The 16,263-nt window shown below is 56.8% G+C and carries 14 protein-coding genes and 1 riboswitch; of the genes, 9 read left to right on the forward strand and 5 right to left on the reverse strand.

The annotated features are described in order from the left end of the window. The coding region (locus tag HMPREF2971_RS00095) for an ATP-binding cassette domain-containing protein (protein WP_246825001.1) at nt 1–1,192 on the reverse strand (1,192 nt) is incomplete at its 3' end. A 416-nt stretch (nt 1,193–1,608) separates the two neighbouring features. Further along, nucleotides 1,609–1,725: riboswitch (SAM riboswitch) on the forward strand. Between the two features lie 117 nt (nt 1,726–1,842). On the opposite strand from HMPREF2971_RS00095, the gene HMPREF2971_RS00100 reads away from it, so the two are divergent. From HMPREF2971_RS00100 to HMPREF2971_RS00115, 4 genes are all read left to right on the forward strand, one after another. Further along, on the forward strand, nt 1,843–2,748 hold the full coding sequence (locus HMPREF2971_RS00100) for a methylenetetrahydrofolate reductase (RefSeq protein WP_070690432.1): 906 nt from the start codon (nt 1,843–1,845) through the stop codon (nt 2,746–2,748). Between the two features lie 148 nt (nt 2,749–2,896). After that, complete coding sequence (metE, locus tag HMPREF2971_RS00105; RefSeq protein ID WP_070690434.1) at nt 2,897–5,224, forward strand: 5-methyltetrahydropteroyltriglutamate--homocysteine S-methyltransferase; 2,328 nt, start codon at nt 2,897–2,899, stop codon at nt 5,222–5,224. Nucleotides 5,225–5,790: 566 nt separating this feature from the next. Continuing rightward, nucleotides 5,791–7,230, forward strand: coding sequence for an MFS transporter (locus tag HMPREF2971_RS00110; protein WP_070483235.1), 1,440 nt, complete (start codon nt 5,791–5,793; stop codon nt 7,228–7,230). 227 nt (nt 7,231–7,457) lie between these two features. After that, nucleotides 7,458–9,440 carry a M13 family metallopeptidase gene (locus tag HMPREF2971_RS00115; protein ID WP_070690437.1) on the forward strand — a complete coding sequence of 661 codons (1,983 nt, stop codon included), beginning with the start codon at nt 7,458–7,460 and terminating at the stop codon, nt 9,438–9,440. A gap of 120 nt (nt 9,441–9,560) precedes the next feature. Here HMPREF2971_RS00115 and HMPREF2971_RS00120 read toward each other — a convergent pair whose 3' ends face one another. From HMPREF2971_RS00120 to HMPREF2971_RS00135, 4 genes are all read right to left on the reverse strand, one after another. Then, nucleotides 9,561–10,304 (reverse strand): DUF6318 family protein, encoded by a 744-nt coding sequence (locus HMPREF2971_RS00120; protein ID WP_070690441.1) that lies wholly within the window; start codon nt 10,302–10,304, stop codon nt 9,561–9,563. Between the two features lie 103 nt (nt 10,305–10,407). Then, the gene (locus HMPREF2971_RS00125; protein WP_070690444.1) at nt 10,408–11,124 is read right to left on the reverse strand and encodes a DUF6318 family protein; all 717 of its coding nucleotides are present in this window, start codon (nt 11,122–11,124) and stop codon (nt 10,408–10,410) included. 129 nt (nt 11,125–11,253) lie between these two features. Continuing rightward, the gene (locus tag HMPREF2971_RS00130) at nt 11,254–11,493 is read right to left on the reverse strand and encodes a hypothetical protein (protein ID WP_005507323.1); all 240 of its coding nucleotides are present in this window, start codon (nt 11,491–11,493) and stop codon (nt 11,254–11,256) included. A 237-nt stretch (nt 11,494–11,730) separates the two neighbouring features. Continuing rightward, nucleotides 11,731–12,390 carry an ATP pyrophosphatase gene (locus tag HMPREF2971_RS00135; RefSeq protein WP_070690447.1) on the reverse strand — a complete coding sequence of 220 codons (660 nt, stop codon included), beginning with the start codon at nt 12,388–12,390 and terminating at the stop codon, nt 11,731–11,733. Between the two features lie 269 nt (nt 12,391–12,659). Here HMPREF2971_RS00135 and HMPREF2971_RS00140 point away from each other — a divergent pair, with 269 nt between their 5' ends. The 5 genes from HMPREF2971_RS00140 to HMPREF2971_RS00160 all read left to right on the forward strand — a co-directional run bounded on the left by HMPREF2971_RS00140 (nt 12,660) and on the right by HMPREF2971_RS00160 (nt 16,117). Beyond that, nucleotides 12,660–13,457, forward strand: coding sequence for a cobalamin biosynthesis protein CobN (locus tag HMPREF2971_RS00140; RefSeq protein ID WP_070690451.1), 798 nt, complete (start codon nt 12,660–12,662; stop codon nt 13,455–13,457). Nucleotides 13,458–13,479: 22 nt separating this feature from the next. Next, complete coding sequence (locus HMPREF2971_RS00145) at nt 13,480–13,824, forward strand: hypothetical protein (RefSeq protein WP_070690454.1); 345 nt, start codon at nt 13,480–13,482, stop codon at nt 13,822–13,824. Beyond that, the gene (locus tag HMPREF2971_RS00150; protein ID WP_141755839.1) at nt 13,821–14,273 is read left to right on the forward strand and encodes a hypothetical protein; all 453 of its coding nucleotides are present in this window, start codon (nt 13,821–13,823) and stop codon (nt 14,271–14,273) included. The genes HMPREF2971_RS00145 and HMPREF2971_RS00150 overlap by 4 nt, the downstream gene beginning before the upstream one ends. A 422-nt stretch (nt 14,274–14,695) precedes the next feature. Next, entirely contained in the window at nt 14,696–15,187 is a 492-nt protein-coding gene (locus tag HMPREF2971_RS00155; RefSeq protein WP_070690460.1) for a hypothetical protein, read from the forward strand. A 27-nt stretch (nt 15,188–15,214) separates the two neighbouring features. Beyond that, nucleotides 15,215–16,117 (forward strand): hypothetical protein, encoded by a 903-nt coding sequence (locus HMPREF2971_RS00160; RefSeq protein WP_070690464.1) that lies wholly within the window; start codon nt 15,215–15,217, stop codon nt 16,115–16,117. Nucleotides 16,118–16,263 lie beyond the last annotated feature (146 nt).

Below are 16,263 nucleotides of genomic sequence, written 5' to 3' on the forward strand. Positions count from 1 at the left end.
CTTGACTCACCAAACCCACATTTGCCAACATGTTGTATTTACTCTCAGAAGAAGCACCCTTATACGTTATGCTCCCCTGAGCAATTGGTGTAATTCCAAGAATTGCATTTATTAGCGTTGTTTTTCCCGCGCCCGAGGCACCAACTACTGCAATCATTTGATTATTCATCAGCTCAAGATTAATATCTTTAAGCGCAAAAGACGACGCGCCCTCATACTGAACGGATACATCTTTGCATATAATTTTTGAAATATTTTCATGGTTAGGGTTAGAAGTTTTTATCTCAGAAGCATGGTCGTAAGTATCAGAGTCGCATACCCTTCGGAATTGCTGAACAGATAATGCTCCATTAATAATCTGACCGAATGAATATCCCACCTCTTGGGTCGCGTTAACACAGGCAATGATTCCAATCAGCGATCCGGCCACATACGATATATCGGCGCCTGAATTCACAAGGAAGTACAGGGACGCAAAAAGTAAGACAGAGCAGAGTAGCCCTGCAACTATGGAGATGATTCCTCTAACACTTTCAAGGCTCAATTCCCTACCGGCTGCCCGGCGTCGCCAGGACGCTACGCGTTGCGAGAAAAATCGGGAGGCTCTCATGAGGTGAAGTTCTTGGGCGCGACTTTGAGCCATCAGATTGTCTAGATAGTAGTTCTCTGCCCGATAGTCCTCGTACATTAGGGTGTATATAGCGTAATCACGTTTAGCGAGGATTACCATTGCAGTAGATAAGGGTAGTGAACACAGCGCCGCAAAAATTGCTGCCACAATGCTGACGTTCGCAATATTAAGACAGAGAAGTAACACCATTGCGAAGGCACTCACCAGTGTCATAACTGACATGGTGTGAACCTGCAATTCCTGTTTCGATATTGCCTCTCTAGCAGCACGTATATCTTCCTGTGATTTTGTGCTACCTATATCAGACAACGGAAAAGTAGATAACCTGGTATTTAACATGCGGTGAACCCGATAGTTCATCTTTGATTTGAGGATAAGCATGTTACTTCTTACCCAGCGTTGAGCAATGATATTAATTCCGACAACAAGGGCAAGAGCAATAATATAAATCCATGCTGCGCCACCATTTGAACCGCTCAAGGCTGATACTGTATTACCGATCAGCAGGGACTGACTCAAGGGAATGCAGGCGATGACGGCTAGCGACAGGGCAGTGCTCACTAGGGTCCCAGGACAGGTTTTCCAGGCTAGGCGGAAGGACCAGAGTATAGAAGAAAATAGCTTTTTCATTCTCACCACGCTCACAAAGTCATATTGAACTCATCTTTGAGCCCTACAACTCCTCGATGAGCGGACATCGAAACACTACCCGTGCCTCACTAACTAACCCTACTCTTCAATGAAATATAAAACACATATATTCGTGCGTGTCCAAGAATATTAAGCAGATATATCTGCGATAGTTCCGGGCATCCAGGGGTCAGCCGACAGCCCTACCCGCAACACCCCCAGCACCCTTCGTCATAGTCAGTCATATTAAGTTCATATTTCGCCCCAATGTCATGTCCAGAAATATTAGGACATCAACCACCGCATCCCTTGCACTCCCTCGGAGGCGGTGGGTAGAGTGAAAGCGTTATCTATCAAGAGCGACCGAGAGATCTGGCTCGTCGACGTCGCAGCAACCTCGCCAGTATCCCCCACCGTCACGGTGCAGGGTACGGACAAGGTGCTCCCGCCAGAACCGATAGAGAAGAATACCCTTCGGCACCCCTTGATGATGTGCACCCGCAAACCGGTACAGCGCATCCTGCAGAAGAATTCGCGCACCCTCCCGGTGCGTATCTATCGGGTGAACACGAAGGAAGGTTATGACGACAGTTCACCCGGCTCTTTCTTTTGAGCTGTTCCCACCCCGCTCACACGCAAGCTGCGAGTCGCTACTCCACACCATTGCCGAGCTTGAGGGCACCAACCCCGACTACGTGTCGGTCACCTACGCCGGTGACGCTAAGCGCCGCCAGAAGACCCTCGCGCTACTCGACCACCTGGTGCATGAAACCTCCCTCACCCCGCTGGCTCACCTGATTTGCGCAGGCCATTCGGTGCACGATCTGGAGCGTGCAGTCCGCCTGATTCTGGGTCTGGGTGTGCGCGGTTTCCTGGCTCTTCGCGGTGACATTCAGGAAGGTCAGGTTTCTGAACTTCCTTTCGCCCGCTACCTGGTGGAACTCATTCGCCGCGTGGAGCGTGAAGATTTTGCCCACCTGGCAGCTGGCAAGGTGTCGATTGGTGTGGCGGCGTACCCGCAGAAGCACCCCGAGTCCGCATCCCTGTTGCAGGATATTGAGATTCTGCTGTCCAAGCAGCGTGCCGGCGCAGACTTCGCGATCACTCAGGTGTTCTTTGAAGATGAGCGCTACAGTGCCCTGGTCGATTCGGCGCACCTGGCGGGCGTGGATATTCCGATTATTCCGGGCATTATGCCGGTAACCTCGCTGAAGCGCCTACAGAACCTCTGCCAGATGGCGGGCATGGAAGTCCCGACGGACCTCGCCTACGCCCTAGAGACGGCGACCAGCAACGCAGAGTTGCACCGCATCGGTGTTGAGTACGCGCTGAACCAGTGCCGCGCCGTGATGGATGCGGGCGCACCGGGTCTGCACTTCTTCACTTTCAACGAGCATGCCGCGGTGCTGGACGTTCTGGACCAGCTGGACCTGCCCCGATACAGCAACCGTTTCTCCCAGCCCCTGAGCGAGCTGGAATTCGCCTAAACGCGACCTGCTCCACCCGGCGCGGATGCGCCACCCAAGTTTCCCCCAAAGTACCCCGGGAGCGTCCCGCGGATCTCGGCCCCATCGACGGGGCCGGCAGGGCCCGCTGATTCTCCCAGTTCTATCCCCAGTAAAGGAAAAAATTATTATGTCGAACACCGCATTCCCCGCCGCCACCATTGTTGGCTACCCCCGCGTGGGCCGCTTCCGCGAGCTGAAGAAGGCTCAGGAGGCTTTCTGGAAGGGCAAGGCAACCCTGCAGGAGCTGCAGGACACCGCCGCTGACGTGCAGCGCACCTACTTCGAGCGCGTGACCGCCGCCGGTCTGAAGGCTGATAACTACTCGATTCCGGCAACCTTCTCCTACTACGACCAGGTGCTTGACGTGGTTCGCCTGTTCACCCTGGTTCCCGAGCGTCTGGCTGAGGCTAAGGATGCACGCGGCCTGCTGGATCTGCCCGGCTACTTCGCACTGGCGCGCGGTACCGAGACCCTGCCTCCTCTGGAGATGACTAAGTGGTTCGACACCAACTACCACTACCTGGTGCCTGAGATCGGTGCCGGCACCGAGATTAAGCTGAACCTTGAGGCTATTGACGAGCAGCTTGAGGTCGCAAAGCAGGCTGGTGTGAAGGTTCGCCCGCAGATTGTTGGCCCGCTGACCCTGCTGCTGGGCGCTAAGGCTGAGCAGGGTTCCGCTGAGGACTTCTCCCCCGTTGACCGTCTGGATGAGTTCGTTGCCGCTTACGCTCAGGTGCTGGAGCAGCTGGCTGAGCGCGGTGTTGAGTGGGTTCAGCTGGACGAGCCGGGCCTGACCGTGGACCGTGCCGACAACGCGAAGGTTGCTGAACTTGCCGAGCGCACCTACCGCGCCCTGGCTGCTAGCGAGAAGCGCCCGCAGATTCTGGTGACCAGCCCCTACGGTTCCCTGCGTGAGAACCTGCCGGCACTGCTGGGCACCGGTGTTGAGGCGTTGCACCTTGACCTGGTGCACGGCGTGTACTCGAAGGCTGAGCTGGAGTCTGTTTCTGCCGCTGGTGTGCACCTGGTTGCCGGTATTGTGAACGGCCGCAACGTGTGGCGTGCTGATGTTCGTGCGGCTCTGAAGACTCTGGAGGCTCTGCCGGGCGCATCCGAGGGTGCCGTGTCGGTGGCTTCTTCGACCTCCCTGCAGCATGTGCCGCACGACCTGGCTCTGGAAGACCCCGCCGAGGTTCCCGTGGACGGCCTGGCATTCGCTGATCAGAAGGTCGCTGAGATTGCTCTGCTGGCTCGTGGCCTGGCTGAGGGTGAGGCTGCTGTTGAGCCGGAGCTGAAGGCTGCTGATGAGGCGCTGGCTCGCTTCGCCGCTGACCCGCGCAAGCACAACGACGAGATTCGTGCCCGCGCCGCAGCTGTGACCGCTGAGGACTTCGACCGCCCGACTATTGATGTTCGCCGCGCGGCTCAGGCTGACCTGAACCTGCCGAAGCTGCCGACCACCACCATCGGTTCCTTCCCCCAGACCGCTGAGATTCGCCGCCGCCGTGCGGAGGCTCGTGCGGGCAAGATTTCCGCCGAGGATCTGAACGGCTTCCTGCGTGACGAGATTGCCTCGGTCATCAAGCTGCAGGAGGAGCTGGGCCTGGACGTGCTGGTTCACGGTGAGGCCGAGCGTAACGACATGGTTCAGTACTTCGCCGAGAACTTCGACGGCTTCGCAACCACCCGCCACGGCTGGGTTCAGTCCTACGGTTCGCGTTGCACCCGCCCCTCGATCCTGTTCGGTGACGTGAAGCGTCACGGCGAGGGCCTGCGCGGTGAGGCGTTCACCGTGCCGTGGAGCTCCCACGCACAGTCGCTGAGCGAGAAGCCGGTCAAGGGCATGCTCACCGGCCCCGTGACGATTCTGGCGTGGTCCTTCGTGCGTGACGACCAGCCGCGCCGCGAGACCGCTAACCAGGTGGCTCTGGCACTGGCCGACGAGATTGCCGACCTGGAAGAGGCGGGCATCCGCATCATTCAGGTGGATGAGCCGGCTCTGCGCGAGCTGCTGCCCCTGCGCCGCGACGAGCAGCCGCAGTACCTGGACTGGTCGGTGAACTCCTTCCGCCTGGCAACCAGCGGCGTGAAGGACTCCACCCAGATTCACACCCACCTGTGCTACTCGGAGTTCAACGAGATTATCGACTCGATTAACGCTCTGAACGCTGACGTGACCAGCATCGAGGCCGCCCGCTCGCACATGGAGCTGCTGGCTGACATTCCGGAGACCTTCGTGTCCGGTCTGGGCCCGGGCGTGTGGGACATTCACTCCCCGCGTGTTCCCTCGCAGGAGGAGATTGAGTCCCTGCTGAAGGCTGCGATTGGCTACGGCACCATTGCCGACCTGTGGGTGAACCCGGACTGCGGTCTGAAGACTCGTGATTACGAGGAGACCAAGCAGTCTCTGCGTCACCTGGTGGACGCCACCAAGGCGATTCGCGCTTCTCTCTAGGTTTCCCATCCGGAGAGCTTTAGGTTCCGCCGCCTGCTGCGGGTTGACCGGATGATGGTTTGCTCGCGGTGATTCGCGGTAGGTGGCGGCTGTTCGGCTTCCCGCCGGTATGCGTACCGACTGCACGCCGAACTTTTGGGGATAGATAACGGGTCCGCCCGCACGGCTTCTTCTGCACCGTGCGGGCGGACTTTTGTGTGCTCGGGGGTGCCCGTTGCAGGTTCGTTTCGGATTTGTCCCGGGTTCGTTTCGCGGCGTCCACGTGGTTTTCCCCGTGGTTTTTGCGGCGGATTTAGGGTATAAATTACCCTAAATTTATGTGTGGTCTGACCATAACATTCTCTTGCCGTTTATTGAAAGCATTTATATTCATCGCGCGCCGCGTGGCCCCGTCTCCCGATAGGTAGATGCGCATCACAGGTATTTTCAGATTCACCGAAATTTCAAGGCAGAAACGGCTTTTAAAGAACGTGCGTTCTGAATATCTGTTCACCGTTGCAAGAATACTATGCACATATGCCCATCAAATTAGCATTTTTATAAGAATCCGTTTTTAGAATTCCAGCATGACTACTACCGCTTCATCAAAGAAGAAGAAGGGTTCTGCACCCCGCTGGCTCGCCATTCCGGCACCCAAGCCCCAGCTCAGCGAAGCAGAAGTTAATGCGAAGTACCCACGCATGCGCCTGCAGGTCTTCATGGGTATCTTCATCGGTTACGCGACCTTCTACCTGATTCGTAACAACGTCCCGCTGGTCACCCCGATTCTGACCAAGGAACTTGGCTTCAGCAACGCAGCAATTGGTGCACTGTCCACGGCGCTGCTGCTGGCTTACGGCTTCAGCAAGTTCTTCACCGCAATGATTTCCGACCGCTCGAACGCGCGTCTGTTCCTGCCCATCGGCCTGGTGCTCTCGGGTATTGCAAACATTCTGCTGGCACTGACCGGCTACATGGGTGAAGGCGCGGGCGCGGCCGGCTACGGTGCCGCTATCGCCTCCATCATGGCAACCATCATGGTCTTCAACGGCATCTTCCAGGGCATGGGCTGGCCTCCCTCGGGCCGCGTGCTCGTGAACTGGTTCTCCACCAGCGAGCGCGGCGCGAAGGTTTCGTGGTGGAACACCGCCCACAACGTCGGTGGTGCGCTGTCCGGCCTGCTGGTGGCCTGGGGCTTTTCCCTGTTCGGTAAGACCTGGGAGGTTGCATTCTGGTTCCCGGCCGTCATCAGCTTCGTTCTGGCGTTCGTGGCGTGGCTGCTGATTCGTGATAACCCCGAGGCTGAGGGTCTGCCCACCGTTGACGTGTACCGCAACGACCCGCACAAGGTTGAGTCCACCGCTGAGGATCGTGCGGAGTCCACTTGGACCACCATCCGTAAGCACGTGCTGACCAACTCGACCATGGTGTACCTGGCTCTGGCAAACGTGTTCGTGTACACCCTGCGTTACGGCGTGCTGGTGTGGGCGCCGAAGTACCTGCACGATGTGCGCCACACCTCCCTTGAGGGCGGTATTGCGGGCTTCTCGATTCTGGAGCTTGCCGGCATTGGTGGCACCGTGCTGTGCGGTTACGTTTCTGACCGCATGTTCAAGGGTCGCCGCTCCCCCGCGGGTATCCTGTTCCTGATTGCGACCGTCGGCGCGATTCTGCTGTACTGGCTGCCTTCTTCGGATGCGCCGCTGTGGATTGCGTACGTTGCGTTGGCTCTGATTGGTGGCCTGATTTACGGCCCGGTCATGCTGATTGGCCTGCAGGCTATTGACCTGTCTCCCTCGCACGTTGCGGGTACCGCTGCGGGCTTCACCGGCCTGTTCGGTTACGCGCTGGGTGCGACCCTGGCTTCTGCCGGTATCGGCATTATTGTTGACCACTGGGGTTGGAGCACCGCGTTCGTCTTCATGATTGTGTGCTCCGGTCTGGCCGTGCTGTTCCTGTGGCTGGTCAACGGTGCTGAGAAGCGCATGATGGCTGAGCGTGCAGAGAAGCTGGCGGCTCAGGCTTAAGCGAATAGTGCTTCTTCTTTCCTGAACTGCTCGGCGGTCCGGGGGTAGATGTTAACCCGCCTGTACGGTTGTGTGACCGTGCGGGCGGGTTTTCTGCATCCTGGGAGGGCTACCGCTCTCTCTGCCGCCCGTATAACCCACTGAGGAGCACCTGTACCGGTGAGCCAGCATCTGGTGCCGTGCCGGGCATCCTGTGGCTTGGGGGCGTAAGAACATAGAATGGAACCATGACTACTAACTCTGGAATCACTAAAGAATGGGTGGATGAAACCGTCAAGCCGGGCGACGATTTCTTCCGCCACGTCAACGGTAAGTGGCTTGCTACCCACGAAATCCCGGCGGACCGCCCCAAGGACGGCGGCCTGTACACCCTCCGCGATAACGCAGAGAAGCACGTGCGTGAGCTGGTGGAGAAGATCGCGAAGGAGCAGCCGGAGTCCCGCATCGGCGCGCTGTACAACTCCTTCATGGATGTTGAGAAGATTGAGGCGGACGGCCTGGAGCCGCTGCTGAAGGAGATCGCCCCGATTCTGAACTCGGCAACCCCCTCCCACCTGGCTGTGACCCTGGCGCTGCTGTCTCGTGCGGGTCTGCCGCAGCTGTTCGCCTGGTACACCAGCAACGACCCGAAGGACCCGAAGAATTACACGTTCTTCCTGTACCAGTCGGGTCTGGGTCTGCCGGATGAATCCTACTACCGTGAAGAGAAGCATGAGCAGGCGTGCGCGGCGTACGTTGAGCACATCGCCCGCATGTTTGAGCTGACCGGTCTGGCTGAGGGCTTCGGTCTGACTCCGGAGCAGGCGGCTCAGCTGGTGTTCACTCACGAGTCGGAGCTGGCTCGCCTGCACTGGAACGTCGTGGAGAACCGCGACGCTGAGGCGACCTACAACCCGTACCAGGCGACCGAGCTGGACGAGAAGTTCCCCGGCTTCCCGTTCTCGCAGTGGCTGCTGGCTCTGGGTGCCGACCCGGAGACCCTGGGCCAGGTTATTGTGGGCCAGCCGTCCTTCTTTGAGGGTGCGGCGAAGCTGTTCACCTCCATCCCGCTGATGAGCTGGAAGCTGTGGGCTGTGTGGACCGTTCTGCGTTCGCGCGCGCCGTTCATGTACGACGAGCTGGTTCAGGAAAGCTTCAACTTCTACGGCAAGACCCTTTCCGGTACCCAGCAGATTCGTGAGCGCTGGAAGCGCGGCGTGGGCGCCGTCGAGAAGGCTCTGGGTGAAGAGATTGGCCAGGAGTACGTGGCCGTGCACTTCCCGCCTTCGCACAAGGAGAAGATGCTGGTTCTGGTCGGCAACCTCCTGGAGGCGTACCGCGAGTCTATTGAGTCGCTGGACTGGATGACTGAGGCAACCCGTCAGAAGGCGCTGGAGAAGCTGTCGAAGTTTGTCACCAAGATCGGTTACCCCGATAAGTGGCGTGACTTCTCCGCACTGGAGCTGGTGCCCGGTGACCTGTTTGAGAACCTGCGCCGTACCGGTGCGTTTGATGCTGACTGGCTGATTGCCCGTAAGGGTCAGCCGGTGGATAAGTCGGAGTGGCTGATGACTCCGCAGACCGTGAACGCGTACTACATGCCCCCGGCAAACGAGATTGTGTTCCCGGCAGCGATTCTGCAGCCGCCGTACTTCAACCCGGATGCTGACGATGCGGCGAACTACGGCAATATCGGCATGATTATTGGCCACGAGATTGGTCACGGCTTTGACGATCAGGGTTCCCGCTATGACGGCGACGGCAAGCTGGAGAGCTGGTGGACTGAGGAGGATTACGCGAAGTTCAAGGAGCGCACCTCCGCGCTGGTGGAGCAGTACAACGCGTACGTTCCGGTGGGTCTGGACCCGAAGTTCCACGTGAACGGTGAGCTGACTCTGGGCGAGAACATTGGCGACCTGGCTGGCATGTCGATTGCGTTGAAGGCGTACCGCTTGGCTCTGAAGAAGCAGGGCATTGAGTCGCTGGCTGATGCGCCGGTGATTGACGGCATGACCGGTATTCAGCGTTTCTTCTTCTCGAATGCTCGCGGCTGGTGCACGAAGTCCCGCCCGCAGCACGCCGAGGTGATGATTTCGGTGGATCCGCATTCGCCGGATGAGTTCCGTGTGAACGGTGTAATGCGCAATATTGATGAGTTCTATGAGGCGTTTGGTGTCTCTGAGGGCGATGCACTGTACCTGGCTCCGGAGGAGCGCGTGCGCATCTGGTAGCATCCCGATAAGGGCATATGCTTTATTGCGTATATAGGTGAGGCGCCCGCCTCGTGGGTTTATTCCACGAGGCGGGCGCCTTTCTATTTCAGAAACTATGCGTTTCTAGGCTCTTGAGTTTTAGGAGTCAGAAGCCGAAGCGGAAGCAGAGGAAGACGACGAAGAGGAAGTGCGCATGCCGGTCAGCTTCCACGCGCCGTTCTCGTACACACCGTGCAGGGTGCGCTCCACCTCGGTCTTACGATCGTCGTCAGAGGAGGCTTCTTCCACACGGTCCTTGCTCGCGATGAACTCGCCGGTGTCGGTGGTCAGACGAATATCCCAGTTGTAGGCGTCGCCATCACGCTCGGGCTGCGCCGAGAGCATGGTGATGGTGACGGACGGGTCCTGCATCCAAATCTTGCCCTGCTGCATGCCATCGCCCAGGGTGCCCTTTTCGGGTTCGAGAATGCTCTTCAGCTCGGAGTTGTCGAGCGCGCTTTCACGCAGCGGCTCGGTCTTGCCGGTGCGCATGTAGTACTCCATGGCTGCGCCGAAGAACGCGATGGACTGATACAGGCCCTCCACGCTGTTCTCGTTAGCAACGGCGGGCTTCACGGGCACGGGCGCGTTCTTGGACGGCTCGGTGCGGGTTGCGGGCTGGTAGTCGGAGGGCTTGGAGGTGTAACCCTCCAGGACTGCAACGCCGGAGTAGTCGCTACGTACACTCTTAGATACGGATGCGGAAGCAGATGCGCTACCGGATGCACTCTCGGATGCGTTGCCGCTGGTTGCTTGCGGCTGAGCACCGCATGCCGCGAGGAAGGTTGCGCCACCGGCGGCTACAACCATGCCGAGTGCGGATCGGCGGGTTACGTTCTTCATTGGATCTCTCTATCTACGGTGGTGGCGCCCGCCTCGTGGTTTTCTAGCCACGGGGCGGGCGCCTCTCTGTTTTTAGAAGCTATACGCTTCTAAGCTGAAGCTTTTAGGAAGCAGAAGCCGATGCAGAAGCCTCAGATTCAGACTTCATGCCAGTCAGCTTCCACGCACCGTTCTCGTAAACACCGCGCAGGGTACGCTCGTTGACGTTCTCACGACCGCTTTCGGGGACCTCCAGAACCTTATCCTTAGATGCCATGAATTCGCCGCGGGTAAGGGTAAAGCGGGTATTCCAGGTGTATGCCTTACCATCGCGGGTAGGCTGTGCGGAGAGCAGGGTGATGGTGACGGTCGGGTCGTGCATCCAGACTTCACCCTTGACCAGCTTTTCGCCGAGGGTGCCGTCTTCCGGCTCGAGCATCGACTTGAGTTCGCTCTTGTCCATGGCGCTTTCACGCAGCGGCTCGGTCTTACCGGTACGCATGTAGTATTCCATGGCTGCGCCGAAGAACGCGATGGACTGGTACAGGCCTTCCACGCTGTTCTCGTTAGCGACGGCGGGCTTGGTCGGCACGGGCACGTTCTTGGCCGGCTCGGTGCGGGTTGCCAGCTGGTAGTCAGCAGGCTTGGAGGTGTAACCGTCCAGGACAGCAGGACCGGAGTAGTCGGCGCGTGCGGTCTTAGATGCCGACGCGGAAGCAGATGCGCTACCGGATGCGTTGCCGCTGGTTGCCTGAGACTGCGAACCGCATGCAGCCAGGAGGGTTGCGCCACCGGCAGCGACAAACAGGCCGAGGGCGGATCGGCGGGTTACGTTCTTCATTTTTTCTCTCTATCTGTGGTGTGTTTTCCGCACCGTGGTGCGGGTGATGCCTGCGGCATCTAACGGGAAGACGGCACTACACGAATGTAGTGCCGTCTTCCAGTATATGTTTATTGGGCTTGGGATTCTTTAGCCGCCGTAATAGTAGTAGTGGCTGTAGGAGCTACCGTAGTAGTCGCTGATGACGATGCGGCCGCGGCGGCCGTAACGGTGCGAGTAGTAGCCGTTATAGGGGGTGCGGCGCACCGTCGGGCGGTAGGTGGTTGCCTGTGCGGGGGTGAGCAGCGCGCCGAGGGCGGTTGCTGCGCCTGCGCCTGCGGCGGCGAGCGCTGCGCGGCGGGTAAGGCGTGCAGGCTTCTTGGTGGCCATGATGTGCCTTTCGGGGTCGGTGTTTCTGTGAAGTGACATGGTGCGTGCACGGCGTGCGGCTGTGCATTAACCATTTCTTATTGTAAGCCTCAACGTTAATGTTTTTACGTGCAGAGTGCACCTTCTGGTTGAGGGTTAGACCATGCGGGCTAGTCCACGTTTTTCCGGCAGAAAAATTGCGGAAATATTGGTTGAGAAACACGCCGGGCACGCACTCAATACGGGTTGAATTGCGGGCTACATGTCTACTTCGGCGAGGCCACTGATTTTGCCGTAGCGGAAGTACCGGAGGGTAGAGCGGCGGTTTGCCCAGGCATTAATCTGGGCGGTGTCCTCGGGGTTGCTGATGTCTGGCCAGCGGTCGTTTTCGATCCTGAATCGGGTCATTGCGAGGAGGGGGTAGCTGCCGAAGACGGGACAGAATTCTGCGACCAGTTTGCCGGATTTTGTGTAGAAATGGAGGGAATCTGCGTGTTCACGGTCGGTGTTGTTGTCGTATGAGACCGTGTCAATCGCGTTGAGCGGGAAGAAGACCGTATCGTTGCACGGCTCTCCCCTTTCGATTCCTTCGGGCGAGATTTTAGTGTAGGTACCGGCGGCGTTCCAGAAGAAGAACATAAAAAAGCCGGTCATGCCGAGGCCAATAAAGTCGAATGCGAAGTGGAATCCTACGTCTTCCCCTAGGTGAATGATGTAGACTCCTATCGCAAACGAGAGAATTACTAGGGCATAGGTAGCAATTTCGAAGCGGTTTGTTCGGATGACGTATACGGCTTCGGCGCGTAGTTTCTTGTCGCGGCGTCGGTTGAGTTCGTACGTGACGACGGTGCGGAGGACCTTGTAGATCAGTACGGAGTCGAGTGCGCCCCATATGAAAATCATGATGGTGTTGACCATGGTCGCTCACCAGCCTTTCTATCTATCGGTGACCGGCAGCCTTCCGGCAACGGTGCGGAGGGTGCGGGTTTGTTCTCAGGGTAGCTGAGGAAATTGGGTGGTTAAGCCCAGATTCGCGTTATCTGCGGAGTGGTTGCCGAGTCTTCACCGGAGCATTGCGTCGAGTTAACCTCCCGTCTAGATTGGGTGCGATAGGCTAAGGATGTGCCCGCCACCTCACCGGGGCGGGCGTGATTCACCAACCACTACCGCACAAGGACGTACACGCCATGAGCGCAGCAGAAGACGGAGCCCTCGCAGGACTTATCGTCGCCCTGATACCGGGTATCCGTATTAAGCTCGGCAAACCCACCCTGAATAAGAGGCAAAAGAGGCCCATCGCGGCGTTTATTTTCTTCTGGCTTGTAACTATTCTCGGGTTTGTTGGTATGCCGCTTATATGGCTATCTCTTGGTCGCTGGGATGCCCAACCAGGAACAGAAGAATTTACTGTTGCAATTTCTGGCCTCATTTTTAGCATCGTGTCTCTTGGCCTGCTGGGCGCTCTCCCACTGAACCACTGCTACGCCTTCTACCTCGAACTACACGAGGATTGCGTGCGGTGGCGTAACTGGCGGTGGAAGGAACGCACTTTCACCTACCCCTCCATCACGTTTGCCCATGTGGAGAACAACGGCAAGAACGGGTTCTTGCGCATCGGCAGCACTGAGATGGGTAAGCGTACTTGCAGCTTCGACCCGTATCAGTTTGATGCGACGATTCTTATGGCGCAGGTGCTGTACCGTGACGATCACGGGCACTGGGCTGAGGAGGACGGTCTGGATGTGATGAGTGTGGTGGGGATGTATGGCTCTTCGCGCGATATTTATGCCCAGTTTTATGACTTGTGTAAGACGAAGTATGTTGTTGGGCAGACGAAGAGTGAGCGTCAGAAGCGCCGCCGCCGGGCTACTCGTAATGAGGCGCGTAGGTTGGAGCGTCAGCAGGCGCGTGAGGAGGCGCGCCGCGAAGCGCGGCAGGCTAAGAAATCCAGGAAGACTAATGAGGTGAGCGATGGAATCTCATAACAAATGGTCAGAAAGAATAACAATGCTTTTTCTGACGATGTGCGTTGGGTATATCTTTTTTATTATTCCTATAAATCTGCGTGATGACAGTGACGGTTTCACCGCCACCTGCACCGTGACTAAGGCGTACACGCAAGAGCGTCGCGGAACGGACCTTGGTGGCATGACTGACATTGGTTTGAAGGGCGTCTTTGAGACAGAAGAATGCGGCACGCTCACGATGTTTGAACCCCCTGAGGGTTGTAAGATTTCCGCATATGTCAAGACGGCGCAGCCAGGAAAAAAGTACCTATTCCACGTGTCTAATCGTTCACCTAAGAAAGATCAAGATTTTGTAACGACCCGCTTTGAAGAGATTAAGGAATGACCGTTTGCAGCTCCAGAACCTACGGAGAAGCCACCAGACAAGGCACTGAAAGCAGGAAAACAATGTTCCCATGGATTAAGAAACTCACATCCCCGGAATTTAGAATTTTCATTAGTCTTGTTCTGGGTATGGGGTTATTGTTTACATTCATGCACTATACAACGCACATCGAAGATGAAAATTCATATGCTGTATGCACCGTGAAATCAGCTAGAGTTGAAATTGTTGGGGGTCAGGTGTCAAACATGACTGACACTTCTCCCAAAGGTATTTTTGAGACAGATGAATGTGGTGTTGTTGAAATGTATGTCACGCCGGAAGGTAAAAATATTCCAAGGTATGTTTCTGAAATTCAGACGGGAAAGAAATATAAGATGTATAAAGCATGGAGCACGAGAAATGATGATAGAAACTTTGACACTCTTCGCCTTGAAGAAATCAAAGAATAACCAGCTCATGAGCCCTAAATAAAGCCCCGTGTGTAAAGCCTCGGGTGGCGCGAGTCTTCAACTCGCACTGCCTGGGGCCTTCCATATGAAATCAGCGGACCATTTCGTACTACCCTTCACCTTCAACAATGCAGGAGGGGCAGCCCCCTCATTGCAGCTAAGGAAATTGGGCGGTCACGCACGGATCCCGGTCCTCTGATGAATGGTTGCCCAGTCTTCACCCAAGCCTTGCACCCAGTTAACCTTCTGGTCAGATACCGTGCGATAGGCTAAGGATGTGCCCGCCACCTCACTGGGGCGAGCACGATTCACCAACCACTACCGCACAAGGACGTATACACCATAAGCACAGTTTTTGAGACGACCCGCTTTGAAGACATCACAGAATAACAGCCCGCAGCCCAGAAAGAAGGTGAAAAGCAGTGAAAAAGAACTCCCCGAGGAAAAAGAATGTTTCAAAGAAAAGAAACAATTCAAAGAAAAATGGTTACTCGAAGAAAAAATCTATTATCGCAAAGAAGCCCACAAAGAAAGTTGCTTTCAAGAATTTTCTTCACTCAAAGGCTATAGATATTTGGCGTGACCGCGAAAAAATCCTACTGATGTTGTGCGTACTGGCATTTCCTGCATCCTTATATTTCATTTCTTATGTCAACCCGTACAACGACTCCACTATCTGCACTGTTACGTCAGTAGAAATCGTTGAACATGAGGACCCCTACTCAATCTCCGGCGAATTCGAAACAGAGGAGTGCGGAATCATCACAACATCGAACGCCCCCGATGGAGAACGTATCTACCCCTACCTTCAGAACTTCAAGACGGGCAAGAAATACAGGGCATATAAGTCTCTGCTGACCCGTAACGATGAATTCGACTTCAGCGTCCTCCGCTTTGAAGAGATCAAAGAGTAACCCCACCCCAGCAGAAAGGATCCCACCGTGAGCTTTATCGGCGAATTTATCATCGACTTCATTGGAGAGGCCATCGCGTCCTCACCCACACTGCAGCGAGTACTCCTGTGGATTCTTTTCTCCATATCTATTCTTCTCATGCTTGTCCCCGTCATGACGGGCGAGTACGCGTGGAGCATCCTATCCATCTCCACAATGCTGTTTTCCGTCGTGATGATTGACGGCACGCGTGAGCACAGTGTGCAGGATGCAAAGAACGGCGGCGCGTACCATTACTTTCTGCTGACGGTGGGCACGTTCTGCGTTGCCGCGATTGTTCTGCTTGCTGCTCTCTCCCTGGTGGGTGTCCCGCCGGTTGCTTTCACCCCGCAGGTGGACGGTATCAATTTCGCGCCCTGGTATGTGGTGGTGTCCGCGCTGGTTCTGCTGCTGTTCTTCTACAATGCCGCGCAGCCGAGCGAGGAGATCCCTAACCTGCACCGTATGGAGCGCATCAACCGGTATGTGCGCACCGTGGTGCTGGGTGTGAGCGCCCTGATGGTGCTCCTCTGCCTGGTTATTCCGGTGGTTTCATTCGCTGCTGCCGGTTATGAGCCTGTGGGTGTTTCGGTGGTGCTGTGCCTGGTGCCGGTTTTCCTGATTTTTGTGCGCCGCGCCCTGTTCAAGCTGTGGGCGGCGACCTTTGAGGAGGGCACTGCCGGGTATGACGTGTTGCGTGGCTTCTGCGTAGCCCTGGTGGGTTTGGGTGGATGTTTGGCGGCGGTCCGTCTTGCTGCTGATGTTGTGCAGTCCGGTAGCGGATTGTCGCTGGTGTACGTGGTGCCGGTGATCGCCTCGTACCTGCTGGTGAAGAGGTACGTGACCGTGGGTGTTGCTATCCCCGAGAAGGATGACGAGGAGGACCCGGAGGCTGAACCTGCAGCCAGCTAAACCGTGGAGCACCGTGGGTTGAGGAACATTATGCACCAAAGCGCACGGTCTAGGATGATTCGCACCCGGGGTATCCTTGAAGGAGGTACGCCGCCTGCCGGTGGCGCGCTTCCGGATATTCACCAACCACACGAAACGAGAACCCA

This window comes from Rothia sp. HMSC066G07 (assembly GCF_001814485.1).
Taxonomy (GTDB): Bacteria; Actinomycetota; Actinomycetes; order Actinomycetales; family Micrococcaceae; genus Rothia.